At 66.2% G+C, this 26,559-nt stretch carries 21 protein-coding genes; 14 read left to right on the top strand and 7 right to left on the bottom strand.

Going from position 1 to position 26,559, the window contains the following annotated elements; all coding sequences use genetic code 11:
• Position 1: 1 nt before the first annotated feature.
• The gene (locus QOC76_RS24850) at positions 2-1,471 is read left to right on the top strand and encodes an MCE family protein (RefSeq protein WP_526261896.1); all 1,470 of its coding nucleotides are present in this window, start codon (positions 2-4) and stop codon (positions 1,469-1,471) included.
• On the opposite strand, the gene QOC76_RS24845 is transcribed toward QOC76_RS24850, so the two are convergent.
• Positions 1,468-2,430: a GlxA family transcriptional regulator gene (locus QOC76_RS24845; protein ID WP_526361425.1), complete on the bottom strand. Its 963-nt coding sequence runs from the start codon at positions 2,428-2,430 to the stop codon at positions 1,468-1,470. The genes QOC76_RS24850 and QOC76_RS24845 overlap by 4 nt on opposite strands.
• An 83-nt stretch (positions 2,431-2,513) precedes the next feature.
• On the opposite strand from QOC76_RS24845, the gene QOC76_RS24840 reads away from it, so the two are divergent.
• The 5 genes from QOC76_RS24840 (at position 2,514) to QOC76_RS24820 (ending at position 7,943) form a co-directional block, all read left to right on the top strand.
• Positions 2,514-3,155: an HD domain-containing protein gene (locus QOC76_RS24840; RefSeq protein ID WP_526361423.1), complete on the top strand. Its 642-nt coding sequence runs from the start codon at positions 2,514-2,516 to the stop codon at positions 3,153-3,155.
• Between the two features lie 58 nt (positions 3,156-3,213).
• On the top strand, positions 3,214-3,657 hold the full coding sequence (locus QOC76_RS24835; protein ID WP_526361421.1) for an SRPBCC family protein: 444 nt from the start codon (positions 3,214-3,216) through the stop codon (positions 3,655-3,657).
• A 40-nt stretch (positions 3,658-3,697) separates the two neighbouring features.
• Positions 3,698-4,141, top strand: coding sequence for an SRPBCC family protein (locus tag QOC76_RS24830; RefSeq protein WP_526361419.1), 444 nt, complete (start codon positions 3,698-3,700; stop codon positions 4,139-4,141).
• 83 nt (positions 4,142-4,224) lie between these two features.
• On the top strand, positions 4,225-6,798 hold the full coding sequence (locus QOC76_RS24825) for a LuxR C-terminal-related transcriptional regulator (protein ID WP_526361489.1): 2,574 nt from the start codon (positions 4,225-4,227) through the stop codon (positions 6,796-6,798).
• A 107-nt stretch (positions 6,799-6,905) separates the two neighbouring features.
• The gene (locus QOC76_RS24820; RefSeq protein WP_526361417.1) at positions 6,906-7,943 is read left to right on the top strand and encodes an acyltransferase domain-containing protein; all 1,038 of its coding nucleotides are present in this window, start codon (positions 6,906-6,908) and stop codon (positions 7,941-7,943) included.
• Between the two features lie 213 nt (positions 7,944-8,156).
• Here the strand turns inward: QOC76_RS24820 and QOC76_RS24815 are convergent, their stop codons facing one another.
• The 3 genes from QOC76_RS24815 to QOC76_RS24805 all read right to left on the bottom strand — a co-directional run bounded on the left by QOC76_RS24815 (position 8,157) and on the right by QOC76_RS24805 (position 15,510).
• Positions 8,157-11,330 carry an ATP-binding protein gene (locus QOC76_RS24815; protein ID WP_526361415.1) on the bottom strand — a complete coding sequence of 1,058 codons (3,174 nt, stop codon included), beginning with the start codon at positions 11,328-11,330 and terminating at the stop codon, positions 8,157-8,159.
• Positions 11,327-14,500 (bottom strand): ATP-binding protein, encoded by a 3,174-nt coding sequence (locus QOC76_RS24810; RefSeq protein WP_526361413.1) that lies wholly within the window; start codon positions 14,498-14,500, stop codon positions 11,327-11,329. The genes QOC76_RS24815 and QOC76_RS24810 overlap by 4 nt, the downstream gene beginning before the upstream one ends.
• A gap of 77 nt (positions 14,501-14,577) precedes the next feature.
• Complete coding sequence (locus tag QOC76_RS24805) at positions 14,578-15,510, bottom strand: cation diffusion facilitator family transporter (protein ID WP_526361411.1); 933 nt, start codon at positions 15,508-15,510, stop codon at positions 14,578-14,580.
• Positions 15,511-15,527: 17 nt separating this feature from the next.
• Here QOC76_RS24805 and QOC76_RS24800 point away from each other — a divergent pair, with 17 nt between their 5' ends.
• The 6 genes from QOC76_RS24800 to QOC76_RS24775 are packed head-to-tail and all read left to right on the top strand — an operon-like array spanning position 15,528 to position 21,139.
• Positions 15,528-16,607 carry a CaiB/BaiF CoA transferase family protein gene (locus QOC76_RS24800; protein ID WP_526361409.1) on the top strand — a complete coding sequence of 360 codons (1,080 nt, stop codon included), beginning with the start codon at positions 15,528-15,530 and terminating at the stop codon, positions 16,605-16,607.
• A gap of 49 nt (positions 16,608-16,656) precedes the next feature.
• Complete coding sequence (locus tag QOC76_RS24795; protein ID WP_526361407.1) at positions 16,657-17,100, top strand: SRPBCC family protein; 444 nt, start codon at positions 16,657-16,659, stop codon at positions 17,098-17,100.
• 35 nt (positions 17,101-17,135) lie between these two features.
• On the top strand, positions 17,136-18,053 hold the full coding sequence (locus tag QOC76_RS24790; protein ID WP_526361405.1) for an LLM class F420-dependent oxidoreductase: 918 nt from the start codon (positions 17,136-17,138) through the stop codon (positions 18,051-18,053).
• Between the two features lie 37 nt (positions 18,054-18,090).
• Positions 18,091-18,816, top strand: coding sequence for a GntR family transcriptional regulator (locus QOC76_RS24785; protein ID WP_526361403.1), 726 nt, complete (start codon positions 18,091-18,093; stop codon positions 18,814-18,816).
• A gap of 53 nt (positions 18,817-18,869) precedes the next feature.
• A complete protein-coding gene (locus QOC76_RS24780) occupies positions 18,870-20,426 on the top strand; it encodes an NCS1 family nucleobase:cation symporter-1 (RefSeq protein WP_526361401.1) in 1,557 nt (518 codons plus the stop codon).
• Positions 20,423-21,139, top strand: coding sequence for an aspartate/glutamate racemase family protein (locus QOC76_RS24775; protein WP_526361399.1), 717 nt, complete (start codon positions 20,423-20,425; stop codon positions 21,137-21,139). The genes QOC76_RS24780 and QOC76_RS24775 overlap by 4 nt, the downstream gene beginning before the upstream one ends.
• Here QOC76_RS24775 and puuE read toward each other — a convergent pair.
• The 3 genes from puuE to QOC76_RS24760 all read right to left on the bottom strand — a co-directional run bounded on the left by puuE (position 21,121) and on the right by QOC76_RS24760 (position 23,811).
• Complete coding sequence (gene puuE, locus QOC76_RS24770) at positions 21,121-22,038, bottom strand: allantoinase PuuE (RefSeq protein WP_526361397.1); 918 nt, start codon at positions 22,036-22,038, stop codon at positions 21,121-21,123. The genes QOC76_RS24775 and puuE overlap by 19 nt on opposite strands.
• Complete coding sequence (alc, locus tag QOC76_RS24765) at positions 22,035-22,997, bottom strand: allantoicase (RefSeq protein ID WP_526361395.1); 963 nt, start codon at positions 22,995-22,997, stop codon at positions 22,035-22,037. The genes puuE and alc overlap by 4 nt, the downstream gene beginning before the upstream one ends.
• A gap of 88 nt (positions 22,998-23,085) precedes the next feature.
• Entirely contained in the window at positions 23,086-23,811 is a 726-nt protein-coding gene (locus QOC76_RS24760) for an SDR family NAD(P)-dependent oxidoreductase (RefSeq protein WP_526361393.1), read from the bottom strand.
• Between the two features lie 95 nt (positions 23,812-23,906).
• Between QOC76_RS24760 and QOC76_RS24755 the strand changes: the two genes are divergently transcribed.
• Both QOC76_RS24755 and QOC76_RS24750 read left to right on the top strand, forming a co-directional pair.
• Complete coding sequence (locus tag QOC76_RS24755) at positions 23,907-25,478, top strand: sugar ABC transporter ATP-binding protein (RefSeq protein ID WP_526361390.1); 1,572 nt, start codon at positions 23,907-23,909, stop codon at positions 25,476-25,478.
• Positions 25,479-25,480: 2 nt separating this feature from the next.
• Entirely contained in the window at positions 25,481-26,512 is a 1,032-nt protein-coding gene (locus QOC76_RS24750) for an ABC transporter permease (protein ID WP_526361487.1), read from the top strand.
• The last annotated feature ends 47 nt before the right edge of the window (positions 26,513-26,559 follow it).

Raw genomic sequence — 26,559 nt, 5'->3', positions numbered from 1 at the left:
GATGTTGCGGCTGCCCCGTTCGGTGTGGATCCAACTGGCGATCCTTGCAGTGGTCACGGTGATCGCCTGCAGTGTCATGGCTTTCGGGTTCGTCAACGTGCCGGCGCTGCTTGGTTTCGGGCGCTACCACGTCATGCTCGAGCTTCCGTCGTCCGGAGGTCTCTATCCGACGTCCGTGGTCACCTATCGCGGCTCGGAGATCGGCAGGGTCTCCTCCATCGACGTCACCCGCGACGGCGTCCGTGCGGTCCTTAAGTTGCAGTCGTCGACGAAGGTGCCCTCCGATGTATCGGCCGCGGTGCACAGCCGGTCGGCTGTGGGAGAGCAGTTCGTGGAACTGACTCCGCAAGGGGGACAGGGCGACACGTCGCGGACGCTGGCCGACGGCGACGTCATCCCCGTCGGCAGGACCCAGGTTCCGCCCGACATCGGTGGCCTGCTGGACGCCACCAATCGGGCGCTGCAGGCGATTCCGCAGGACAATCTCCGCACCGTCGTCGACGAAGCGGACAAGGCCGTCGCCGGCCTGGGTCCGGAACTGTCCCGCATCGTCGACGGATCGACATCGCTGGCGCGGGAGGCGGCCAAGAACCAGGACTCGATCACCGCGTTGATCGACCAGTCCCCGCCGGTGCTGAATTCTCAAGTGCAGACGGCAGATTCGATTGCGACCTGGGCCGACCGGATGGCGTCGATCACCGGACAGCTGAAGGCGCAGGACGCGGCGTTCGCCGACCTGCTCAACATCGGCGGGCCTGCGCTCGAGGAAGGCAGAGCGTTGTTCGACCGCGTGGCCCCGGCCCTTCCCGTGCTGCTGGCCAACCTGGTGAGCCTGGGCGAGATAGCGGTGACCTACCGCTCCGACATCGAACAACTGCTGGTTCTGTTCCCACAGGGGACGGCCGTCATGTCGGCGATCGTTGCCGCGAACGCGAACACGAAACAGGACTACAAGGGCGTCTACCTCGACTTCAACCTTAACCTCAACCTGCCGCCACCCTGCAACACCGGATTCCTGCCGGTGCGACAACAACGTTCGCCTTCCGACGTCGACTACCCTGAGCGGCCCGCGGGCGAACTGTACTGCCGGGTGCCGCAGGAGTCATCGCTGAACGTTCGTGGCGTGCGCAACATTCCGTGTGAGGGCAACCCAGCCAAACGGGCGCCGACGGCGGAGATGTGCGAGAGCAATGAGGAGTACGTGCCGTTGAACGACGGCTTCAACTGGAAGGGCGACCCGAACGCGACGCTGTCCGGTCAGGGTGTGCCGCAATACGCCCCGGGTTCGGATCCGCGGCTGCCGCCCCCATCGGGCACCGGGGCTGCGCCGCCACCGCCGGTCGCGTTCGCGCCCTACGATCCGGCAACCGGTGACTACGTCGGACCCGACGGCAACCGCTACACGCAGGCCGACCTCGCTCACCCGCAGAACAAGACCTGGCAGTCGATGCTGATCCCGCCGGCGTCCTAGCCGCCAACCGTTGACCGGAACCGGTCACGGTAAGCCCTCGGTGAGATGCCGAACTCGCTGACGAACACCCTGCGCAACGTCTCTGGGCTGCCGAAGCCCGCGGTGCGGGCGGCATCGCCGACGGAGCTGCCTGCATCGAGAGCCGCGCGTGCTGCGTCGATCCGGATGGCTTCGACGTAACGTGCCGGCGTAGTGCCGAGCTCGGAGGAAAACAGCCGAGTCAGTTGTCGTGTGCTCAAAGAAGCTTGTAAGGCAAGGGCTTTGACGTTGTGATTTGCGGCCGGGTCGGCTGCGATGGCATCGGTCACCCCTCGAAGGACCGATCGCTTGGGTGGCTCCGCCTCCACCGCTGCGGAGAACTGCGACTGGCCGCCCGAACGCTTGAGGAACACCACCAGCGACCGTGCCACCTCACGAACCAGATCCGCACCGTAGTCGTCTTCGACGAGGTTCAGGGCGAGATCGATACCGGCTGAGACTCCCGCCGAGGTGTACAGGTCGCCGTCTCGGACGAAGATGGCGTCGGCTTCGACCGTCACGTCTGGGTATGCCCGCGCCAGGAGTCGGCTGTGACGCCAGTGCGTGGTCGCCCGGCGGCCGGCCAGCAGACCCGCACGCGCGAGAATGAACGACCCCGTACAGATCGACGCCATCCGGCGGCTGCGTGATCGGAGCCTCTGCACGGCGGCGACCAGGTCCGGGTCGATGGGCTTGCCGACCAACTCGTCGCCGCCGGACACTATTGCGGTGTCGGCGAACTCGACGGCATCGATGCGCGTCGTCGCCGCGAAGCGCGTTCCGATCGAGGTCGTCACCTCGGCGCCGTCGACGGACGCCACCACCAACCGGTATGACGCGCCGAAGCGGTTCGCCTCCGCGAAAACCTCGGCGGGTCCGGCGGCGTCGAGCAACTTCATGCCGTCGAAGACGACGACGACAACGGCATGCTCGGTGGGCATCACCCCACTGTATGTCGCTTTCTGTGGGAACGATGACAGATCGGACATGGGTCAGGCGGTGTCGGCGAGCTGACACTGTTCTTATGACTGCACACACCATCGCCGGGGTCAGGATCCCCGACAGCCCGCTGGTGCGGGATGTGACCTCCTACGTCCGTGATGTGGAGGACGACCTGCTGTTCGACCACTCCCGTCGCGTCTTCATCTTCGGCGCGCTGCAGGGTCGGCGCCGCGGGCTCGACCCCGATCTGGAACTGCTCTATGTCGGGGCCATGTTCCATGACGTCGGCCTGACGAAGGGCTACCGAAAGTCGCCGGCACGCTTCGAGGTCGACGGCGCCAACGCTGCGCGCGACTTCCTGCTGGCACGCGGCGCCGACGAACACACCGTCCGCAAGGTGTGGCTGAGCATTGCGCTGCACACAACCCCTGGCATCCCCGAATTCCTCGACCCCGAGATTGCTCTGGTCACCGCGGGCGTCGAGACCGATGTGCTCGGTATCGGGCGCGACGAGCTGTCCTCCGACGCGCTTGCAGCGGTGACGGCCGCTCATCCCAGGCCCGACTTCAAACGCCGAATCCTGCAGGCATTCACCGACGGCAATGTTCATCGCCCGCGCAGCACGTTCGGCAATGTCAACGCCGACGTCCTTGCTCACTACGACCCGACTTTCGTCCGCGACGATTTCGTCGAGATCATCCTCGACAACAAGTGGCCCCAGTGATGTCTCGATTGGGACCATAGGCCCGCGGCGGCGGGTCAGGGGCGATTAGGGTCGCGCCATGGCAGTCAGCGATTCGCGTGAAGTGGTCATCGAAGCAACGCCCGAGGAGATACTCGACGTCATCGCCGACGTCGCATCGGCACCGGACTGGTCCTCGCAGCATCAGGGCGCCGAGATCCTGGACACGGTGGAGGGCGGCAGACCGGGCCGGGTGAGGCTCAAGCTGAAGACAATGGGCATCGCCGACGAACAAGTCGTGCAGTACGAATGGACCGACAGCAGTGCCGGCTGGACGTTGATCAGTTCCAGTCAGCTCAAGACCCAGGACGCGAAGTACACGCTGACCCCCGACGGCGACAAGACACGGGTCAAGTTCGACATCACCGTGGACCCGGCGGTTCCGATTCCCGGCTTCGTGCTGAAACGAGCGATGAAGGGCGGCCTCGAATCGGCCACCGAGGGCCTCCGTAAGCAGGTGCTCAAGGTGAAGAAGGGGTCGTAGCGGAGGTTTCGGGTCACGCCGTGATGGGCATCGTGCCTCCATGGCCATCACCGAAGCTCGCGACGTGACGATCGAGGCGACTCCCGATGAGATCATGGACGTGCTCGTCGACCTGGAATCGCTGACCGAGTGGTCCTCGACCCATCAGAAGGTGGAAGTACTCGAGCGAGACGACCAGGGGCGCCCCGTCAAGTCTCGTCAGGTGGTCAAGATCGTCGGCGTGAGCGACGAACAGGTGCTGGACTACACCGTTCACGACGACGGCGTGAGCTGGACTCTGGTCAGCTCGAAACAGCAACGTGCACAACAGGGCCGCTACACGTTGACCCCCCAGGGCGACTCGACCGACGTGCACTTCGAGCTGACGGTGGATTCGCTCGTGCCGTTGCCCGGCTTCCTGCTCAAGCGAGGCGCGAAGGGTCTGATGGAGACGGCAACCGATGGCCTGCGCAAGCGGGTGCTGAAGGTCAAAAAGGGCGGGTAGGCGAAGTGGCGGTATTACCGCGCGGCGGCTTCTAGGCTCATCGTGTGCATTTGCCGTGGCCGTTAATTGGCCGCTCCGAGGAGATGGGCGCGGTCGGCGTCGCCATGTCGTCCCCTGGTGTCGGTGGCATTCTCATCTGCGGCCCGGCAGGCGTGGGAAAGAGTCGGATCGCCCGGGAGGCGCTTTCGGCTGCCGCCTCGCAAGGCCGTGAAACCCGATGGACGGTAGGGACCTCGTCGGCGCGGGCGATTCCACTGGGCGCTTTCACCGCGTGGGCGCCGTCGGGTGTCACCGACACCGTTCAATTACTGCGCGGGGTCATCGAAGCTCTGACCGCCGAGACCTCGAGCGCCAAGGTGGTTGTCGGTGTCGACGACGCGCATCTGCTCGATGAGCTGTCGACGTTCGTTGTCCACCAGATCGTGGCTCGCGGCGCTGCCAAGGTGATACTCACGGCTCGGGACGACGTGCCGATTCCGTCTGCGGTACAGGAGATCTGGAAGGTCGCACCCTTCGACCGTCTTGACCTCAAGCCGCTATCTCCTGGCGAAACCACGAAGCTGCTGTCGGCGACCCTTGGCGGGTCGGTGGCGCCCGACGCCGCTGAGCGGCTATGGAAGCTGACGCACGGCAATGTCCTGTATCTGCGAAACATCGTCGAGCAGGAAGTTGCCGACGGCCGACTAGTGGAGGATCGCGGGTGCTGGCGCTGGACCGGCGATCCCGTCATGCCGCCCGGGCTGGCCGAGCTGATCGAATCCCGCATCGGTGACCTGCCCGCGCCGGTGAGTGACGTGATCGATGTGGTCGCGGTCGGGGAGCCGCTCGAGCTCGCACTGCTGTCGCGGCTGACCGACCCGGCCGCTATCGAAGAGGCGGATACCCGGGATCTCATCACGCTGGAGCCCGCCGGCCACGGTGTCGAGGTGCGGGTGGCGCATCCGCTGTACGGCGAGGTGCGCCGCAGGCGCGCGGCGGTGACCCGGCTACGACGGCTGCGCGGACTGGTCGCCACGGAACTTGCGACGTCGGATGACCGCGATGACGTGAGAGCGATCGTGCGGCGAGCGGCGTTGACCCTTGATTCCGACCTCGAGCCGGATGTCGATCTGCTGGTCAAGGCCGCGCACGGCGCCGTCTGGCTGGCCGACCTGGCCCTCGCGGATCGTCTCGCGGACGCGGCGGTTCGCGCCGGTGCGGGGCCCGAGCCCAGCTTCGTTCGAGCGCACGCACTGTCCTGGCTCGGGCGCGGCGAGGACGCCGAGGCGGTGCTCGCCGGTATCGACACCACCGAGTTGACCGACCAGGACGCTGCCAGGTTCGCGTTCCTGCGGTCGAGCAACATGCTGTGGGCGCTCGGTGATTCCGGTCGAGCCAAAGAGCTCATCGACGAGGCGTCCCGTATCACGCCCACTCACGCACGCACTTATATCGACGCCTTTCTCACCGTCTACTGGTTCGCGATGGACCACCCGAAAGATGCAGTGCAGGTTTCGAATAACCTTGCTTTGAAAGACATTCCGGTCGTCGGCGCCGAGATAGCCTGGGCGATCACGCAAATCTCCGCGGAGTCCGGACGTGTCACCGAAGCCATTGAGGTCGCGCAGGCGGGATACGACGTCGCGACACGCGCTCTCGACGCTCCGCAGATGAGGTTCAACATAGGCGATGCACACGTCAGCGCCCTCCTGCTGGCCGGCCGGATCGGTGATGCGGTCGAGGTGGCCGAGCGCATCTGTCGGCAGGCGGCGGATCTTCCGGGAGCGGCCGAACTGCTCGGCGCCGCCGTGGCAGGTCGCGCCGCACTCGGTGCGGGAGACGTGCAGAATGCGTGCCATCTGCTCAACGAGGCAGCCGATGGACTGTCGGCGTCGTATCCACTCGGGTGGGGATACCGGTACCGCGTTGCGCAAGCGACTGCGCTCGCCATACGTGGTTCAACCGACCAGGCCGCGGCCGCGCTCAGCGCGCTCGATGAAGTCCGGCGCGAATTCCGGCTGCTCGATTTCGAAAGGGGCCTCGCCAGGGCCTGGGTTGCCGCAAGTCAGGGTGCGGTCAGCGAAGCGACCGCAATCGTGCTGTCGGTGGCCGAGAAAGCCCGGACCACAGGGCGATTCGCGGAAGAAGTGATGTGCCTGCAGACCGCGGCTCAGTTCGGTGATCGCACAGCCGCTTCGAGGTTGCACGCGCTCGAATCGATCGTCGAGGGACCTCGCGCAGGACTGGCGGCACGATTCGCGTGCGCCCTGCGGGACGGCGACGCCGTTGAATTGTCGGCGGTGTCCGAGGATTTCGAGTGTATGGGTGATCTGGTCGCCGCCATCGATTCGGCAGCGCACGCCGCACGCCACTATCGCCACCAGGGCAAGCGGGGATCGGCTTTGGGGTGCTCGACGCGTGCGGATGCACTGGCGGCGCAATGCGGAGCGATCACGCCCGCGCTTCGTCAGGCCACCGAAGACCTTCCGCTGACCGACCGCGAAACCGAGATTGTGATGCTGATCGGTGAGGGGCTGTCCAACCGGGCCATCGCCGAGCGGCTGACCCTGTCCGTGCGCACGGTCGAGAGCTACGTCTACCGGTCCATGGTGAAAACGGAGACGACCAGCCGCGACGAACTCGCCGCCCTGTTGCCGCGCCGCAAGGTGGCGAAGTAGTCAGAGGCGGCACATTGACGATTGCAGTGGTGCTTTACTGCGCTCATGCCGGCGACGGCGAGTGACGATCTGATTTTTGCGAGCGGCCCTAGCCGAACGGAGCACGCATGGCCGATCACAGCCGTGCCGACAGGCATGAGCGCAGCACGGAGCCGGTCACCATTGCGACCATTTCCTCTTGCACGCTCGCGCCGAAATCGGTCTGGGGCTTGGCCGACGGCTCAGGCAAGACCGTCTTCGTCTTTCCAGGGCCGGGGTGGCACTGGACGCGAATGGCAGTCGAATTATTGCACGACGCATCGATATTCGCCGACGAGATGCGTCGCTGCGAGGATGCTTTCACCGAGTTCGTCGACTGGTCGCTGCTCGATTTTCTGCGGGGAGATATCGGCTCTCTCAGTACAGACCGGGTCGACGTCATGCAACCCTTGCTATTCGCGGTGATGGTGTCGGTGGCCGCACACGCACGGTCGCTGGGAATCGTTCCCGACGCCGTTCTCGGCCATTCGCACGGAGAGATCGCGGCGGCCTACGTCGCCGGTGCCCTCTCATTGCGGGACGGAGCGAAGGTTGTCACGTCGCTCAGTAAGGCGATCAGCACGATTTCCGGCGCCGGCGGTATGGTCTCGATCCCGTTGCCGATCCACCGTGTATGCGCGCTGATCGAACCGTGGGGTGAATCTCTCTGCGTTGCCGCGCAGAACGGTCCGGCCTCCACCGTGGTCACCGGTTATGCAGCAGCGTTGGGTGACTTTGTGGCCGCGTGCGAGCGGGATCGCGTGCCTGTCGTGCGGATTCCGGTCGAGTACGCCGCGCATTCGACTCAGGTCGAATCGATGCGGGAGACACTGCGTGACACTCTTTCGGATCTGCAACCGCGAACTGGCGCCATCGCTTTCATCTCCGGGGTCACCGGCGCCGGGCTGGACACGTCGATCCTGGACGGCGACTACTGGTTCGCCAATCTGCGCCAACCCGTGCTCTTCGAACAGGCCATCCGTTGGTCGTATGAGCACGGTTATCGCACCTTCCTCGAGGCCAGTCCGCTCCCGGTGCTGACTTCAGGCATTCGGGAATCTGTGGACGAGTACGGCGCACACCAGCCAGTGGTCACAGCTGCAGTGCCTCTGGGCGGCGACACCTGAACGGAACCCGCTAAAAGCAGTGGTGCACTACTGCACTCGCCACCCGGCATGAGGCTGACCATGGATGGGCCAGGACGTGTCGAGGAGCGGCGGCAGGAACGACGACAACGAAACAGACGGGGGAGCGGGCGTAGCGCCGTGCGCACGCCCAGTCGGAACAGCCCGGGCCGGGGGGTCCCGGGCTGTTCTTCGATGCGGCGGCCAGGGGGCCGCTCAGGTCTCCGCCGCCATCGCCTCGGCCCAGTCGATGTGGCCTTCGAAGCCAAGCGACTCCGCCATCGCGCGGTACCGACTCACCAAGTCCCGGTAAGTAACGTCGTCGCCGCGGGCCCGAGCCATCAGCGCGCGCAGCCGCAGCAGCGTGATCTCACGCATCGCCGAACCGTCATCCGACAGGCTCGCCAGCCGGTCGATTGCCTGTTGGGCTTCCGTCAGATCGCCGTCGGTGCCCCGTTCCAACAGCGTCTCCACGTGAACACGAGTGCCCCACAGGCCATAGCCGAGCCCGCCTGCCTGGTCCATTTCTTCGACGGCCTTGCGGATTATCGGTATGGCGGCGTCGAGATCACCGCGCGCGGCCCTCTCCCTGGCGATCCACAGCTCGGTGACCGGGACCAGGAAGAGAACGCGCTCACGCAGACACGCACGGAGAGCTTCCTGCATCAATTCCCACCCACGGTGGCGGTCGGCTGCGGCGACTTGATGCAGTAGCGCAACGCCCAGCGCATACTTGGCCAAGGTCAGCACGAGATCGTTGCTGCACCCTGCCGCTGTCGACACCCCCTGCTCGCTCGCGCGCAGCGCGGATTCATCGGCCCGCAGAACCCCGTACTGTATTCCCAGGCCATAGGTCCAGGCGACGACCACTGTGAGAGTCGCCGGATTGCTGTTTCGGGCCAGCGTGAGAGCGTCGTCGAGGTCCTGGCGCCATTCGCCGCGGCCCAGCCACCACTGAGCCACACCGCGCCACGCCAGCGCGCCCGCCAAGGGAGATCCGATGCCGAAGCCGGCGCCCTTGCCCGGATCACCGTCGGCGAGGTCGATCACGTTTTGCGTCCATCGCATCAGCTCGCCGAATTCGCCTGCGCTGAACCAGCTGGCGAACGCCGGGGGCGCCAACCCGACGGTCAGGGTGGGATCGCCGATCTTCTCAAGCAGCGCCATCTGTTCAGATACCAGCCCCGCACCCTGCGAACGCCCGGAGTAGAGCAGCTCGACCGCCGCGCCCGTCATGCCAATGGCCAGCGACACGTTGTCCCCTGCCGCGTCGCACATTTCGCGCAGCTCCGCGAAGCGACTGCGGCTTGTCTTGTCGGCTCGGGATTGCCAGTCGGTGACGCACAGCATGGTCGTGGCCGCGATGCGCATCGACAGTCGGCCGGGATCGTCGGAAGGCAAGGCGTCGGCGATTCGACGTGCCTGCTCCCAACTGACTCTGGCAGCGATGCTGTCGCGATCAGCAGACCATGCGGCAGCGCGCATGTGCCAGCCGTGGGCGGCGTGCAGTTCTCCTGCGGCCTGCAGATGTTCGGCAATGCGCGCCGCGTTGTCCTCAACCGACCCCGGCTCAGATTCTTCGATCGCGGCGGCGAGGCGCCGGTGCCACTCGGCGCGATCGGATGTCAGCTGTGATTCGTAGGCCACCGTGCGGATCAACGGGTGGTGGAAGGCATACATGGGGCTTGGAGTGAACCGCACCTGGTCGATCAGTTCGACGCCGAGCAGCTCGTCGAACACCGGATCGAGCCCCAGTGCCGCAAGGAGGTCCGCCCCGAAGTGGGCTCCAACCACCGACGCCGCGTTCAACGTCCGCTTGGCAGGAGCGGTCAGCCGGTCGATGCGTGCCTCGATGGCTGCCTGAACCGTGGCCGGAACGCTCACCTCGGCGACATCCGTGCGACAGAAGTAGTCGCCATATTCGCCTGCCAGCACCCCGCTCTGGACGAACTCGCGGACCATTTCCTCGGCGAAAAACGGGCTTCCCGCCGCCCGGTCTGCGATGATCGCCGTCAACTCGTTGAGCGAGGGATCCGATCCCAGCAGCTCGGCGAGCAGGACTCTGGTATCCGAATCACCGAGTGGGGCAAGCGCTATCGTCTGAGCGCCGGCTACTCGTGACAGCGCTCCATCGTATTCGGGGCGAGACGTGATCAGCACCATGATCGGTGTGCGCGGGATGATGGCGAGGAAGTCGGCCAACATCGACTCGCTGACCGCATCGATCCAATGCGCGTCCTCGATGATGAACAGCGCCGGTTCGGTGCGAGCCAGCGTCGCAGTGTTGATCAGGGCGGTCAACCGGCGCCGCCGCGCATCCGGGTCGATCGGCGGCAGCGGCACATCTCCGTCGGCGACACCCAACAGATCATCGAAAAGCAGTAGATCCTCAGGGTCGGTGCCAGGAAGCATCGCTCGCAGCTGAGCCCGCGCGGCCTTCGCATCGAGGGCGGTCACGCCCGTGCTCTCCCGGAGCAGCCGCGCCACCGTTTGGAAGGGAATGTCGCTGGCGTGCGACTCGCAAAAGGCCCAATTCACCTCGACCCCACGGCTACCCGCCAGCGCCGCGGTCTCGCGCGCCGAACGGCTCTTGCCGATGCCCGCCGGTCCGACCACATTCACGACACCACCGCGGGCATTGATCGCGCGTTCCACGATCGCATCGAGTGCCGCCATTTCCCAGCCCCGACCGATCAGTCTCGCCTCGGCGCGGCCGACCCCGTCACGCCGTTGGCCGATCGCCAATAACCGGCGTGCTTGCGCCGGTTCGTCGGTCCCCTTGATGCGCACCCATTCTGATTCGGCGAGCGTAGCGGCGTGCTCGACAAGTCGAGCGGTCGACTCTGACAGCAGGACCTCGCCGGGGGGCGCCGCCGATTCCATCCGCCGGGCGTAACCGACCGCCTCGCCGGTCGCCGCGTAACCCAATGAACCTGAACCCATGTCACCGGCGATGACCCGACCCGAATTCAGGCCCACCCGCAACTGCAGAGCCACGCCGTCGCGGCGCGCCACCTCGGGTGCGAACCGGCCGGCCTCGTCCTGGATTGCCAGCGCCGCAAGGCAGGCGCGAAAAGCATGGTCCTCCATTGCAAGTGGGGCGCCGAAGAGGGCCATCACCCCGTCACCGGTGTGCTCCACCGTCCCGCCGTAGCGATGCACCACCGCCGCCGCCCGCTCGATGATTTCGGTCATGATCTCGCGGAACCGCTCGGCATCCAAGGCGGCCGCTATATGCATCGAGCGCACCACATCGGCGAACAGCACCGTCACCTGTTTGTACTCCGCGGTATCGACCGAACCGGCATTCGGCGCCCCGCACTCATCGCAGAACTTGGCGGTTTCCCGCAGCCCATTGCCGCATGACACACAGGCGACACCGGCCGTCACATCATCGCCTCGGCCCAGTCGATGTGGCCTTCGAAGCCGAACGATTCCGCCATCGCGCGATAGCAACCGAGCAGATCCCGGTCGGCGGCATCGTCGCCGCGGGTCCGTGCCAGCAGCGCACGCAGCCGCAACAACCAGATGTCTCGCAGCGCCGAACCGTCGGCGGCTTGCGCCGCCGCCAACCGTTCGACCGCGGCTTGCGCCTCGGCTACGTCACCGCCGGTTGCGCACTCGAGCAGCGTCTCCACCAGCACACTCGTCACGGCAACGCCCCATAACAGCAGCCGTCCCTCACGGAACTGGTGGTCGACGGCGGCGCGCATGACCGGTATGGCTTCATCGCGTTCGCCACGACGAGCCCTTTCACGCGCCAGGTAGACCTCGACGATCGGCAACTCAGCGAGGTTGTGCCCCCGGCTCACGAATACGTCGCCGACCTCCGCCAGCAGATTCCGTCCACGGTCACGCTCGGCGGCTGTGTCGCGGTGCGCCAGCGCCATGCCCAGCGCCATCTGAACGTTCGCCACCGCGAGGTCGTCGCCGGATCGTTGCGCGATCTGCAGTGCACCGTTGATCTCGCGGACCACGGAGTCCTGCGGCCTCAGCACGCCATGCGGTATTCCGGCGAAGTAGCTGAGGCTGACGGCCGCGGCGTAGGACAACGGATCGACACTGCGGCCCATGGCGAGGCCGTGGCGCAGATCTTCTCGCCATCCGGGACGACCGAGGCAGTAACGAGCGATGGCGCGCGACGTAAGGGCGTACGCCAACGGCGACCCGAAGATGAAGTCGCCCTTCGAAGGGTCACCGTCGGCCAGGTCGATGACCCTTTGCGACCACCGCAGCAGGTCTGAATACTCGGCGCTTTCGAGCTTGGCGTACATCACCGGCACGCACAGTCCCACCATCAGGTCCGGATCGCCGATCGACTCGGTGAGGGCCATGTGTTCGGACGCCAGCGCAGACCCCTCGTGGATGCGGTCGTGGTAGGCGTGGTCGATCACCAGCCCGGCCATGCCGATCGCGAGTGACGCTTTGTCCCCGGCGGCGGTGCACAACGTCCGCAATTCCTCGAAGCGGCCATCGGTCACGCTGACGTGGACTCGCCAGGCGGTCGCGCACAACATGGTGAGCGGGGCGATCCGCATCGCCACCAGGTCGGGGGCATCGGCGGGCAGTGAGTCGGCGATTCTTCCGGCACGTTCCCAGCTCGGTCGCGCCGCAGAGATGTCGCGATTCGTCGCCCACGTCGCGGCACGCATCTGCCAGCCGTATGCAGCGTGCATCTCGCCCGCCGACTCGAGATGTTCGGCGATGAGCGCCGCCTTCTCGTCGGCAGAGCCGGGGTCATGCTCTTGGATCGCGGCGGCCACGCGCCGGTGCCATGTGGCGCGGTCCGATTTGAGCTGCGACTCGTAGGCCGCCGTGCGGATCAGCGGATGGCGAAACGCGTACTCGGCGGGTTGCGTGAATCGCACCTGATCGATCAGCTCCGCGTTGAGCAGTTCGTCGAACGTCGGATCGATTACCAGCGCAGCCAGCAGGTTCGCCCCGAAGCGCGCTCCAATCACCGAAGCCGCGTCCAACGTCCGCCTGGCCGAAGTGGTCAGCCGGTCGATGCGCGCCTCGATGGCCGCCTGCACCGTTGCGGGCACGCTCACCTCTGCCACATCGACGTGGCAGAGGTAGCCACCCGGCTCGCCGGCCAGCACGCCACGCTGCACCAACTCGCGCACCATCTCCTCGGCGAAGAACGGGTTGCCTGCGGCCCGGTCGGCGATGATCGCCGCAAGCTCGCCGACCGAGGGATCCGAACCCAACAGCTCACCCAGCAATGTGGAGATATCCGAATCGGCAAGTGCTGCAAGCGCTATCGTCTGAGCGCCGCGGACCCGCGTCAGCGTTCCCTCATATTCGGGGCGGGCGGTGATCAACACCATCGACGTCGTGCGCGGAATAACGGTGAGGAAGTCGGCGAGCATCGACTCGCTGACCGCGTCGACCCAGTGCGCATCCTCGATGATGAACAGCGCCGGTTCCGTCCGGGCAAGTGACGTCGCATTGATGAGTGCGGTCAGCCGCCGCCGCCGGGCATCCGGCTCGATCGGGGGCAGCGGAACATCGCCGTCGGCGATACCGAGCAGATCATCGAGCAGCAGCAGATCCTGGGGGTCGGCATCGCTCGGCGCACTGGCGCGCAATTGTGCGCGGGCCGCTTCGCCGTCGAGGTCGGCGACTCGGCTGCCCGCTCGCAACAGCCGCGTCACGGCATGGAACGGGACGTCGCGTGCGTGCGACTCGCAGAAGGTCCAGAACACCTCGACGCCGCGGCCCGCCGCAAGTGCGGCAGCCTCGCGGGCCACCCGGCTCTTACCGATGCCCGGCGGTCCGCCTACGTTTACGACCCCGCCGCGGCCACCGATCGCACGGTCGACAATCGCTTCGAGCGCCGCCATCTCCCAGCGTCGGCCGACCATGCCCACTTCGGCCCGTCTGACCAGGCCATCCCTCGGGCGGGTAGCAACAAGCCGGCGCGCGCACACCGGTGCGTCGAACCCCTTGACGCGCACCCATTCCGGCTCGGCCAGCATGACGGTGTGCTCGACAAGTCGGGCCGTCGACTCCGACACCATCACGACACCCGGGGGCGCTGCCCCTTCCATTCTCTGCGCGAACCCGACCGTCTCACCGATCGCGGCGTACCCGAGCGAACCCGTACCGATCTCGCCGGCGATCACCCGACCCGAATTCAGGCCCACTCGCAGCGCAAGGCCCAGGCCATCGTGGCGCCGCACTTCGGCCGCCAGCCGGCTCGCTTCCTCCTGAATGGCGAGCGCGGCAAGACATCCTCGAAAGGCGTGATCCTCCAACGCTATTGGAGCACCGAACAGCGCCATCACCCCGTCGCCGTTGTACTCCACGGTTCCGCCGTATCGCTTGACCACCGCCGCCGACCGATTGAGCAACTCGGTCATGATCTCCCGCAACCTCTCGAGATCCACCGCGGCCGCGATGTCCATCGAGCGCACGACGTCGGCAAACAGCACCGTCACCTGCTTGTACTTCGCCGTCTCTGCCGAAACGGCTGTCGGGGCACTGCACTCGTCGCAGAATTTGGCGTTCTCCCGCAGGGGAGTGCCGCACGACCCGCACGCCACGACCGCCGCCATTCGACCACCGTAGGGCCTTCACCTGCAAAAGACGCCGCAATTGACATAGGCGTCAGGCCATGTCGAAATGGGAACCGCTACAGCTGCCGGTCCAGCTCGTCGGGCTCGGCGATCGTCAAAACGGCGTCGACGATGTACGGGTCGTCCTGCAGCTGATTCTCCAATTGCCGCAACGTTTTCGCTATTTGCGTCTCGACCGCGTCGCCCACCAGATCCACGCTGGCGACGAGGAACAGTTGCTTGGGTCCGACGAACACCAGCCGGATGAAGCGCACCGACGCCACCTCGGGCAGCTGTTCTATGCGGGCCACTGCGGCCTCGCGCAATTGTGGGCTGGCCGGTTCGCCGACCAAAAACCGGCGGTTGCGGTCGATGAGCACCACGGCGACGACTCCCAGCAAGACGCCGACCACGATGGATCCGATCGCGTCCCACGCCGCCTGGCCGGTGATCTGGTGCAACCCGATGCCGAGCAGGGCCACCACGATACCGATCAGGGCCGCGGTGTCCTCGGCGAACACCGCTCGAGTCGTCGGGTCGGAGGTGTCCAACACGTGGGCGAGGAGATCTCTGTCCAGACTCGCTGCCTCGCCGCGCAATTGGCGGAAGGCCTGGAACAGAGACGATGACTCGAGAACAAACGCCACGCCCAGGACGACGTAGGCGACGAGGTAGTTCTCCGCGGTCGCCTCGCCGTGGAGCAGCTCGGTGACGCCGCGCCAGACCGACAACGAACCGCCGACGACGAACAAGCCGACCGCCGCCAACAGCGACCAGACGTAGGCCTCCCGCCCGTACCCGAGCGGCCGGTCGGCGTCGGGCGGTCGGCTGCTACGACGGTTCGCGATGATCAAAAAGCCTTGATTGCCGGTGTCGGCCCACGAGTGCGCCGCCTCGGCCGTCATGGACGCGGACCCCGACACCGCCGCCGCGAACGTCTTGGCGATCGCTACGGCCAGGTTGACGGCGAAGGCCACGAACACGGTGAAGGTGCTTTCCTTTTCTGCCACCCCGCTAGTCTGCGACCGTGGCCAACAAGGGTCCCCTGGCGGGGGTGAGAGTGATCGAGCTCGGCGGCATCGGACCCGGGCCGCATGCGGCGATGATGCTTGCCGACCTGGGCGCCGACGTGGTCCGCGTGCGTCGGCCCGGCGGACTGACGATGCCCGCCGAGGATGTCGACCTGCTGCACCGCGGCAAGCGCATCGTCGACCTCGACGTGAAGAAGCAGCCGCAGGTGTTGCTGGAGCTGGCGGCCAAGGCCGATGTGTTGCTCGACTGCTTCCGGCCGGGCACCTGCGAGCGGCTCGGCATCGGGCCCGAGGACTGCGCCGCGGTCAATCCGCGGCTGATCTTCGCGCGCATCACCGGCTGGGGTCAGCAGGGCCCGCTGGCGATGACCGCGGGCCATGACATCAACTACCTGTCGCAGACCGGCGCACTGTCCGCGATCGGCTATCGGGACCGGCCGCCGGTCGCCCCGCTGAACCTGGTCGCCGACTTCGGCGGTGGCTCCATGTTCGCGCTCGTCGGCATCGTCGCCGCGCTCTACGAACGGGAGCGGTCCGGCGAGGGCCAGGTGGTCGACGCCGCCATGGTCGACGGTGTGAGCATCCTGTCGCAGATGATGTGGACGATGAAGGCGACGGGCTCTCTGCGCGATGAGCGTGAGTCGTTCCTGCTCGACGGCGGTGCACCGTTCTACCGGACATACGAGACGTCCGACGGCAGGTACATGGCCGTCGGCGCGATCGAGCCGCAGTTCTTCGCGCAATTGCTGACCGGGCTCGGATTGACGCCCGATGGGGTGCCAAGCCAGTTCGAAATCGGCGCCTATCCGCAGATGCACAAGATCTTCACAGAGCGGTTCGCGAGCAGGACCCGCGACGAGTGGACCGACGTCTTCGCCGGCACCGACGCCTGCGTGACGCCGGTGCTGACGTGGACCGAAGCCGCGCAAAACGAGCACCTCAGAGCCCGTTCCACGGTGATGGAGAACGGCGGCGTCGAACAGGCGGCGCCTGCGCCCCGGTTCTCCCGCACGCCGTCCGGGCCTGTCGGCACCCCGCCGAAGGGCACCACCGCGCTCGATGAAATCGGTTGGTAGCACCCTCGTTGGCCGCCGCCCGCGCCGCTCGAGGATTACATTTGCCGACATGGCCGTTCGAGCGTCGCGGGAGGTCGTTTTCGATGTCCCACCCGAGGTGATCCTCGATGTGCTCGCCGACATCGACTCCGTGCCGTCGTGGTCGGCGCTGCACAAGACGGCCGAAGTGCTCGACCGCCACCCGGACGGCAGGCCGCATCACGTCAAGGCCACGCTGAAGATCATGGGGATCACCGACAAGGAGATCCTCGAATACCACTGGGGCGAGCGATGGATGGTGTGGGACTCCTCGGAGACCTCCGCGCAGCGGGGACTGCACGGTGAGTACAACCTGACGCCCGAAGGCGAGGACAGGACCCGGGTGCGCTTCGACATCATCCTCGAACTGGCCGCACCCGTTCCCGCCTTCCTGGTGAAGCGCGCCAAGAAGATGGTGCTCGACGTGGCGACGGAATCCCTGCGCGAGCGGGTCATGGCGAGCGGATCGACCTAGGGAATTGTCGCGTGCACGGGCCGGTTGCTCGAAGTATGCCGATCGGAATAGTGCTCGTCGAACGCTCGAACCAGTCGAATGTGGTCGATGATTTCGTCGACCAGGCTCGGCGCGCCCACGAGATCGGTGTCCGACAGGTTTGGCTGGCTCAGCGCTTCGACCACGACGCCCTGGCGCTCGCCGGGCTCGTGGGGGCGGCGGTGCCCGGCCTTGGCGTCGGGACCTTCGTGGTGCCGATCAACCCACGGCATCCGCTTCTCGTGGCGTCACTGGCGCAGACGGCGCAGGCCGCCTCTCACGGCAATTTCAGTCTCGGCCTCGGGCTGGGTGCCCACGAGCCGGAACGCCAGGCGTTCGGCACCGTGTGGCCCAACACCATTGCGCGCCTTCGTGAGCACCTGACCGTGTTGCGGTCGGTGTTCGACGAGGGGGCTGTCGACTTCCACGGCGACGAGTACACGGCGAACCCCGCGTGGCCTGTCGCGGTTCCCGGTGGCACGCCGATCCCCATCTACGTCGCCGCGATGGGCCCCAAGGCATTGCGCGTGACCGGCGAATTGGCCGACGGCACACTGCCTTACCTGGCGGGGCCGCGGACGATATCGGAGTTCATCGAACCGACGATTACGAAGGCGGCCGCCGATACGGGCAGACCGGGTCCGCGCATCATCGCCGCGGTTCCGGTGCTGGTGACCGACGACGTCGACGCCGGGCGAAACTTCGCGGCCGACCAGCTGGGCTTCTACGAGACCATCCCGTCCTACCAACGAGTCATCGCCCGAGAAGGTGTGCAGAGCGCCGCCGAACTCGCGGCCGTCGGGCCGGCCGAGTCAGTTGTCCGCAAGCTGAAGAGCTACCTCGACGCAGGCGCGACCGATGTCGTGCTCAGCCCGCTGGACCGTTCGGACGACGCCGATCACGAATCGCTGTGGGCGGTCGCCGCCTCGCTGTAGCAACACTGGCGAAACAAACGCTGCTTACCGTGTCGGGATGCCGTCTCGACGACGCTCGGCGTTGGTGGACAAGCTCGTCGTCGATCAGCCCGGCCGGCCGCAACAGGCCATCCTCGACGAGCTGCGCCGGGTGATTCTCGACGGGGCGGTGCCACCGGGGACCCCGATCCCACTGGCCGACGTCGCAGATTTGTTCGGCGTCAGCCAGATACCGGTCCGCGAGTCACTCAAGACGTTGATCGGTGAGGGGCTGGTGTCGCACCGCAGCAACGCAGGCTATGCCGTCGCCCAGCTCACCAGCCAGGAGCTGCGCGAAATGTACATCGTCCGTGAGACATTGGAGGCGGCATCGCTGGCGGTTGCGATCGCGAACGCGACCGACGAGGACCGCGCGGCCGTCGTCGCGGCCAACGACGTTCTCCAGCAGGCGATCCGCGACGACGATCCGGCGACCTACCACCGGCAGAGCCGGAACTTCCATCTGGCGCTGACCCGGCCCTCGCGGATGTACCGCCTTCTGCGCATGCTCGAGTCGGCGTGGAACGTCACCGAACCGGTGCAGTCGATGGTGCATGTCCGGCCGGCGGACCGCGCCGAGTTGCACGCCGATCACTGTCAGATGCTCGAGGCGTTTCTCGCGGGTGACGTCGAGCGACTACTCACGGTGGCCGACCTCCATGCTCAGCGGCTGAACGCAGTCATCGCGACGCTGCCCACCGACACCGGGCTTTTGGTGTCGGGAGATATATCTTCGGCGCAATAGCGGGGAATTTCGGAGGAAACCGCAGCGAAATACGCCGTCGATAGCGTCCGCGCATGACGGACATCGACACACCGCAGACCACAAAGGATCTTCCGCCGGGCGTCGTCGTCGGCGCAGGCGATCTGATCGAGGCTTCGGGTCACCCCGTCGGGGGTGGCGTCATCAAGGCGGGCTACGACCCGCGCCTGACGAATGAGGACCTGGCGCCGCTGGGCAAGCAGACCTGGTCGTCCTACAACATCTTCGCGTTCTGGATGTCCGATGTGCACAGCGTCGGCGGCTACGTGACGGCGGGCAGCCTCTTCGCGCTCGGGCTGGCGAGTTGGCAGGTGCTGGTCGCCCTGCTGATCGGCATCGTCATCGTCAACGTCTTCTGCAATCTGGTTGCCAAGCCAAGCCAGGCCACCGGAGTGCCGTACCCGGTGATCTGTCGCAGCGTCTTCGGGGTGCTCGGCGCCAACATCCCGGCCATCATCCGCGGCCTGATCGCGGTGGCCTGGTACGGCATCCAGACCTACCTGGCCTCGGCAGCCCTGGACATCGTGCTGCTCAAGCTGTTTCCCGGGCTGGCGCCCTACTCCGATGTGCAGCAGTACGGGTTCCTCGGGCTGCCTCTGCTCGGCTGGGGCAGCTTCATCCTGCTGTGGATCCTGCAGGCCTGCGTGTTCTGGCGCGGCATGGAAGCCATCCGCAAGTTCATCGACTTCTGCGGGCCGGCCGTGTACGTGGTGATGTTCCTGCTCTGCGGCTATCTGATCTACAAAGCGGGCTGGGGCGCAATCGATCTCAACCTCGGTGAGGTCACCTACACCGGCTTCGAATCCATTCCCGTTATGCTCGGCGCCATCGCGCTTGTGGTGTCCTACTTCTCCGGCCCGATGCTCAACTTCGGCGACTTCGCGCGCTACGGAAAGTCCTTCGCAGCGGTGAAGAAGGGCAACTTCCTCGGCCTGCCGGTGAACTTTCTGGTGTTCTCGCTGCTGGTGGTCGTCACGGCGTCGCTGACTGTGCCCGTGTTCGGTGAGCTCATCACCGACCCGGTCCAGACGGTGGCCCGCATCGACTCGACGTTCGCAATCGTGTTGGGTGCCTTGACGTTCACGATCGCCACCATCGGCATCAACATCGTCGCCAACTTCATCTCGCCGGCGTTCGACTTCTCCAACGTCAGCCCGCAGCGGATCAGCTGGCGCGCGGGCGGCATGATCGCCGCCGTCGGATCGGTGCTGATCACGCCGTGGAATCTCTACAACAACCCCGAGGTCATCCACTACACGCTGGAAACCCTCGGCGCCTTCATCGGCCCGCTGTTCGGTGTGCTCATCGCCCACTACTACCTGGTGCACAAGCAGAAGGTGGTCATCGACGACATGTTCACGCTCGATGTGCACGGAACCTACTGGTACAAGAAGGGTTATAACCCGGCGGCGGTGATTACGACGATCGTCGCGGCGGTGACCGCGGTCGTCCCCGTGCTGTTGGGCGGTTACGTCGTCGGCATGCACACAGCCGCTCAGTACAGCTGGTTCATCGGCTGCGGCATCGGCTTCGGCCTGTACTACCTGCTCGCCACCCGCAGCACCAAGATGGCGGTGGCACCGATTCCGTGACGCAGATCTGGGTCATCAACCCGAACACCACCGAGGCGATGACCGCAGCGATCACGCGCTGCGCGCGGGCGGTCGTCGCACCCGGCACCACGGTCACCGGCATCACGCCGGAAAGCGGCCCGCCGTCCATCGAAAGCCACTACGACGAGGCGATGAGCGTGCCGGGTCTGCTGGCCGCGATCGGCCTTGGCGAAGACGAAGACGTCGACGGCTACGTCATCGCCTGCTTCGGCGACCCCGGCCTGGACGCCGCCCGCGAGGTGGCGGGGGGACCGGTGATCGGCATTGCCGAGGCCGCCATGCACACCGCCAGCCATCTCGGCCGGAGCTTCAGCGTGGTAACGACGTTGGCGCGCACCGTCGGGCACGCCGAGGAACTCACCGAACGCTATGGCATGCAACGGTTCTGCCGTGGCGTCCACGCCTGCGAGATCCCGGTGCTCGACCTCGACACCAATCCCGACGCGCGCAAGATCGTCACCGAGGCATGCCGGGAAGCGGTGGAAGTCGACGGCAGCGAGGTGCTGGTGCTGGGTTGTGCAGGTATGGCCGACATGTGTGGGCCCATTTCGGCGGAGCTGGGCGTGCCGGTGGTCGACGGGGTGACCGCTGCGACGCTGACCGTACAGTCGCTGGTCGCAATGGGGCTTGCCACGTCGAAGCGCGGCGAGTATGCCTCGCCTCCGAAGAAGGACTACTGGGCAGGCGGGTGAATACGGCGCCAGTGTTCGGCGATCTCGATGCGCCGGGCCAGCCACACCGAATCGTGGGACTGCACGTGATCGAGGAACCGCTCCAGCGCCCTCGTGCGGGCAGGCCTGCCCACGAGCCGGCAGTGCAGGCCGACCGACAACATCTTCGGGCTGCCGTCGAGCCCCTCGGCATAGAGGACGTCGAATGCGTCGCGGAGGTGCGCGAAGAACTCGTCACCGTTGGAAAAGCCTGCGGGAGAGGCGAACCGCATGTCATTGGTGTCGAGTGTGTATGGGACGACGAGGTGGTCCACCAGATCGGCACCGTCGTGCACCCGGACCCAGTAGGGCAGGTCGTCGGCGTAGGAGTCTGAGTCGTAGACGAACCCGCCGTGCTCGACGACCAAGTCGCGTGTGTGCGGGGAGTCACGACCGGTGTACCAACCCAGTGGTGCGGCGCCGGTGAGGTCCTTCAAAATCTGCACGGCCTCGGCCATGTGCATGCGTTCGGTGTCGCGGCCGATCAATTGGTAGGACTTCCACCGCAGCCCGTGGCAGGCGATCTCGTGGCCCAGTTCACCGAAGGCCGCGACGGCCTCTGGGTTGCGCTGCATGGCGCGTGCCACCGCGAAGATCGTCAGCGGGATCTGTCGTCGTTCGAAAACCCCGAGGATGCGCCACAACCCGGCCCGGGAGCCGTATTCGTACAACGATTCCATGCTCATGTGCCTGTTGGGGAAAGCCTCTGCGGGGGTGATCTCTGAGAGGAACGCCTCGGAGGCGGGGTCGCCGTCGAGCACCGTATTCTCGGCGCCCTCTTCGTAATTGAGAACGAACTGCACGGCTATCGCGGCGCCGTCGGGCCACCGTGCGTCCGGCGGGGTGCGGCCGTAGCCGACCATGTCGCGGGGGTAGCTCACGCCAGCTCACCGAACAGCCGTAGCCGAGCCAGCCCGCCGTCGGGGTAGATGTCCAGGCGGGCCTCGGAGATCACCGCATCCGACTCGACGGGGAAACGATGGCGAGTGTCGGCCAGAAGCCCGGTGCGCGGCAGCAGTTCGACCCAATGGCCGTCGCGGCGCAGACCCGACAAGCGCGCCGCGCCAGGGCTGTTACCGATGAAGTACGACGTATCGATCTCGGCCATCCGCACCACGCCAGGACCGGCCAGCCGGATGTGCACCCAGTCGTTGCCGTCGTCGCGCCGGCGAGCCGTTTCCCAGCCGTCGCCCATGACATTGGCGACGCCGGGGAAGATGAGGTTCTGCGGGGAGCTGTAGAAGCGGTTCGAGCAGTCCAGCACGAGGCCGCCGTTCTCCAGCGCGGCCAGGTCGAGGCCCGGCACGTCGGCGAACCGGTGGTCGGGACGGCCCTCGCCGTGCACCCGAAACCGCGCCACGCCGCCGTCGGGGTAGATACTCAAACGCACGTGCGTCCAACGCTTCTCGGAGGACACCTCGAACGGGTTGCGGGTGTCGCCGTACATCTTGGCGCGCCCCACGATGGTTTCCCATTTCGTATCGCGGGCCAGTTCGTGCGGCCGGGGATAGCCGTCGACCTCGATGGCTTCGACCGACACCTCCGGCGGGTAGTTGCCCTTGAAGAAGGCGGTGTCGACGACGACGCCGCGGATCACGCCGGGCACACCCAGACGCACGATCGCCTCGTCGTGACCGGGCGCCCGCCTGCGACGAGTCTCCCACCCGTCGTAGATCTGACCCTTGTGGCCGAACGACGCAGGCCGAAACGTAGCCGGGCCCTGGTTGATCAGGTTCTCCTTCTCGGCGAACATCTCATCGTTCGCCCAGATCACCGCACCGCCGAGGGGGCGCAGGGCAAGGTCCGGCAACCAGGTGAAGTCCGGTTCCGAGTCCGCCATCCGACCATCGTCACAGAAGGTTTACGCCCTCGCAGCGCGCCGAGTGTATTGGTGATGTTCGCACCGAGTCGGCGCCACGCCCGCGCACCTACTTGATCGTGTAGCCGCCATCGATGATCAGGTCGGCGCCGTTGACCATGCCCGCGGCGTCGGAGGCCAGATAGACCGCGGCCGCGGCGATCTCGTCGGGGTAGGCGAAGCGGCCCGAGGGTATGAGCTTCTTGAGTGCGTCCCCCTTGGGTCCGTCCCACGCCTGGTGTCCGAGCTCGGTCAGTACCACCGTCGGGGAGATGGTGTTGACCCGAACGCCCCGGCCCGCCCATTCAGCGGCAAGGACTTTGGAGACGCCGACTACACCGAACTTCGAGGCGCAATACGCGATGTGCGCGTCGAGCGCGACACTGGCGGCCTGGGACGCCATATTGATGATGACGCCGCGACCGGCGGCGAGCATGTGCGCGCCGACCGCCTGGCACATCAGAAACGTACCCGTGAGGTTCACCGCGATGGTGGCTTCCCAGTCTCTCACCGACAACTCCTCGGCGGGACCGAGCCGCACAATGCCCGCGCTGTTGACCAGGATGTCGATCCGACCGTGCGCTTCGACCACCGCAGTGACCGTTGCGGTCACGGAGTCGGGATCGCTGACATCACAATGGAACTCGCTACCTTCGGCGAGATCCGCGACCGCGATTCGGGCGCCCTTGACGGCCAGCGCATCGCCGATGGCGGCACCGATTCCCGATGCGCCGCCGGTTACGAGGGCAACCCTGTCGTCCAGGCGGAAGTCGAGATCCACTGCGTGATCGGACACCGATTCGAAACTACCCGATTGTGACGATGGTTACACCTCGTCGCGATTGGGAACGTAACGTCTGTCCGCGAGGGCATCGATCAAGGGAGATCTCGGTGGCGCAGGCATTACTCGAATGCGCGGACATCAAGAAGAGCTTTGGCGGCGTTCCCGTATTGAAGGGCATCACGCTGTACCTCGAACCCGGCACCGTCACCGCGCTGGCAGGCGAAAACGGCGCGGGCAAGTCCACGCTGATGAAGATCGTCAGTGGCCAGTACGTTGCCGACGAAGGCAACGTGTCGGTACAGGGCATCCACCTCGCCCCCGGCAACACCCGCGATGCGGTGCGGCACGGCGTGGCCATCGTGCCGCAGGAACTGGCTTCGATCGAGGACATGACGGTCTATGAGAACCTCTTCGTCGGCCGGGAACTGCGCCGGGGCCCGTTTCTGAACCGCCGGGCGATGATCGACCAGGCTGCCGAGACGCTGTCGGCGTTCGACGTGGCGATCTCGCCCACCGCACGGATGGGCAGCCTTCCGGTGGGTCTGCGGCAGATCGTGGAGATCGTGAAGGCCGCCCGCACGGGTGCGCATGTCGTGATGCTCGACGAGCCCACGTCGGCCATCTCCGAGCGCGAAATTGAAGGCCTGTACGCCATCGTGCGCCGACTCCGCGAGCACGGGGTCGCGATGGTTTACACCACCCACAAGATGGCCGAGATCCAGGCGATCGCGGATCGGGTCGTTGTCCTGCGGGACGGGGTCCTGGTCATGGACGAGTCGGTGGCCGACGTGTCCGAGGACGACATCGTCACCGCGATGATCGGCCGCGAACTGGACGCGCTTTTCCCCGATCGCGTCGAACCGACCTCCGAACCCGTGCTACAGGTCCGCGATCTACACGTCGATGGTGCCACCGCGCCGGTGTCGCTCACGGTGAACGCCGGGGAGATCGTCGGGCTCGCCGGTCTGGTCGGTGCTGGACGAACCGAACTGCTGGAGGCGATCTTCGGCGCCAGACACACCACCGCAGGCGAGATCGTGGTGCGGGGACGCCGGGTCAAGCGAAATTCGCCGGCCGCCGCAATCGCGGAAGGCATGGCGATGGTGCCCGAGGATCGCAAGATCTCCGGCGTGGTGTTGTCGATGAGCGTGCTCGACAACGGATCACTGCCCCGGCTGTCGTCGTTCAGCATTGCCGGCTGGCTGCGCGGCAAGGCGCGGACCGCCGCCGTCAACGAAGCGATGGAATCGGTGCGATTGCGCAGTAGTGGGATGAGTCAACTCGTGGGGACGCTGTCGGGCGGAAACCAACAGAAGGTGGTGCTGGCCCGGTGGCTCACCGGCGAGGTCAACGTCCTGCTGCTTGACGAACCAACGCGCGGAGTGGATGTCGGCGCGCGCAGCGAGATCTACCGCGTCATCGCCCAGTTCGCCGCGGCCGGCATGGCCGTGCTGATGGCATCGTCGGACATGCCGGAGATCATCGGCCTCTCGCACCGGGCGTTCGTCATGCGTGGCGGCGCGTTCGTGGGCCAACTCGACCGGGACGCGCTCGATCATCCCGCGGTCCAGGACTCCGTGTTCCGGATGGCGACTTCGCTCAAAGGTGCCACCGGCGCGCCGGACGCGCCCGCATCCATCGCCGGGGACCGGCCCGAGTCATCGGAGGCAGCATCGTGACAGTGCAAACCGAAACCGACGACGCTTCGGAGTCCTCGGGACCGCCGGTCGTCGCGTCGCCCACCACCGGCGAAGCCGTTCGGTTGTTCTCCCGCGAGTGGTTCGCCGGCATCGCCCTGCGTTACTCGATGGTCATCATCATCCTGTTGGTCATCGCGTATTTCAGTTACCGCAGTGCGCGTTTCAGTACGGTCGACAACCTGGTGACCATCCTGGTCGCGGCGGCGCCGTTTGCACTCATCGCGCTGGGCCAGACGCTGGTCGTGCTGACCGGCGGCATCGATCTGTCGGTGGGCAGCGTGATTGCGGTGTCGGCGATGGCCGCCGCCGCAACGGCCAAGGCCAACCCTGGGCAAGTCTGGATGACCGTGCTGGTGGCGATGGTCGTCGGTCTGGCGGTTGGCTCGGTCAACGGACTCCTGGTGTCGCGCATCAACGTTCCACCATTCATCGCGACCCTTGGTACGCTGACGGCCGGCTCCGGGCTTGCCTATGTCATCGGTGGCGGAGCGCCGATCAACGGTCTTCCCGCGGAGTTCGGCTCCATCGCCAACACCAAGATCTTCGGCCTGCAGATTCCGGTTCTCGTGATGATCGTCGGCATCGTCGTGCTCGGGACGGTGATGCGCCGCACCACATACGGCATGCGCATCTATGCCGTTGGCGGCAACCGCAACGCCGCCGAGATCGCCGGGATCAACGCCAAGAATGTTCTGTTCAGCGTGTACGCGTTGTCCGGCCTGCTCGCCGGCATCTCCGGCGTCATGCTGGCGTCCCGGGTGATCTCGGGACCGCCCAACCTCGGTCAAGGCTACGAACTCGACGCCATCGCCGCGGTGGTCATCGGCGGGGCCAGCCTGATGGGCGGACGCGGCACGATTTGGGGAACGGTGCTGGGCCTGTTCATCATCCAGACGCTGAACAACGGCCTGGACATCCTGGTGGTGCCGGCCTACTGGCAGGACGTCATCAAGGGCGTCCTCATCGTCGCGGCGGTGGCGGTCGACGTGTGGTCAACCCGACGACGCACATGATCGCTTGGCGGCTAACCGAATCCGGTCACCACTACGAAAGTGAGAAA

Origin of the sequence: Mycobacterium sp., assembly GCF_032159565.1 — a bacterium.
Classification (GTDB): domain Bacteria; phylum Actinomycetota; class Actinomycetes; order Mycobacteriales; family Mycobacteriaceae; genus Mycobacterium.
Note: the sequence above shows the minus strand (reverse complement) of the source record. Positions and strands in the feature narration are given on the sequence as shown.

Coding starts and splice junctions, on each gene's coding strand:
- QOC76_RS24850 (WP_526261896.1), top strand. CDS start 2: ATGTTGCGGCTGCCCCGTTCGGTGTGGATCCAACTGGCGATCCTTGCA.
- QOC76_RS24845 (WP_526361425.1), bottom strand. CDS start 2,430: ATGCCCACCGAGCATGCCGTTGTCGTCGTCGTCTTCGACGGCATGAAG.
- QOC76_RS24840 (WP_526361423.1), top strand. CDS start 2,514: ATGACTGCACACACCATCGCCGGGGTCAGGATCCCCGACAGCCCGCTG.
- QOC76_RS24835 (WP_526361421.1), top strand. CDS start 3,214: ATGGCAGTCAGCGATTCGCGTGAAGTGGTCATCGAAGCAACGCCCGAG.
- QOC76_RS24830 (WP_526361419.1), top strand. CDS start 3,698: ATGGCCATCACCGAAGCTCGCGACGTGACGATCGAGGCGACTCCCGAT.
- QOC76_RS24825 (WP_526361489.1), top strand. CDS start 4,225: ATGGGCGCGGTCGGCGTCGCCATGTCGTCCCCTGGTGTCGGTGGCATT.
- QOC76_RS24820 (WP_526361417.1), top strand. CDS start 6,906: ATGGCCGATCACAGCCGTGCCGACAGGCATGAGCGCAGCACGGAGCCG.
- QOC76_RS24810 (WP_526361413.1), bottom strand. CDS start 14,500: ATGGCGGCGGTCGTGGCGTGCGGGTCGTGCGGCACTCCCCTGCGGGAG.
- QOC76_RS24795 (WP_526361407.1), top strand. CDS start 16,657: ATGGCCGTTCGAGCGTCGCGGGAGGTCGTTTTCGATGTCCCACCCGAG.
- QOC76_RS24790 (WP_526361405.1), top strand. CDS start 17,136: ATGCCGATCGGAATAGTGCTCGTCGAACGCTCGAACCAGTCGAATGTG.
- QOC76_RS24785 (WP_526361403.1), top strand. CDS start 18,091: ATGCCGTCTCGACGACGCTCGGCGTTGGTGGACAAGCTCGTCGTCGAT.
- QOC76_RS24780 (WP_526361401.1), top strand. CDS start 18,870: ATGACGGACATCGACACACCGCAGACCACAAAGGATCTTCCGCCGGGC.
- alc (WP_526361395.1), bottom strand. CDS start 22,997: ATGGCGGACTCGGAACCGGACTTCACCTGGTTGCCGGACCTTGCCCTG.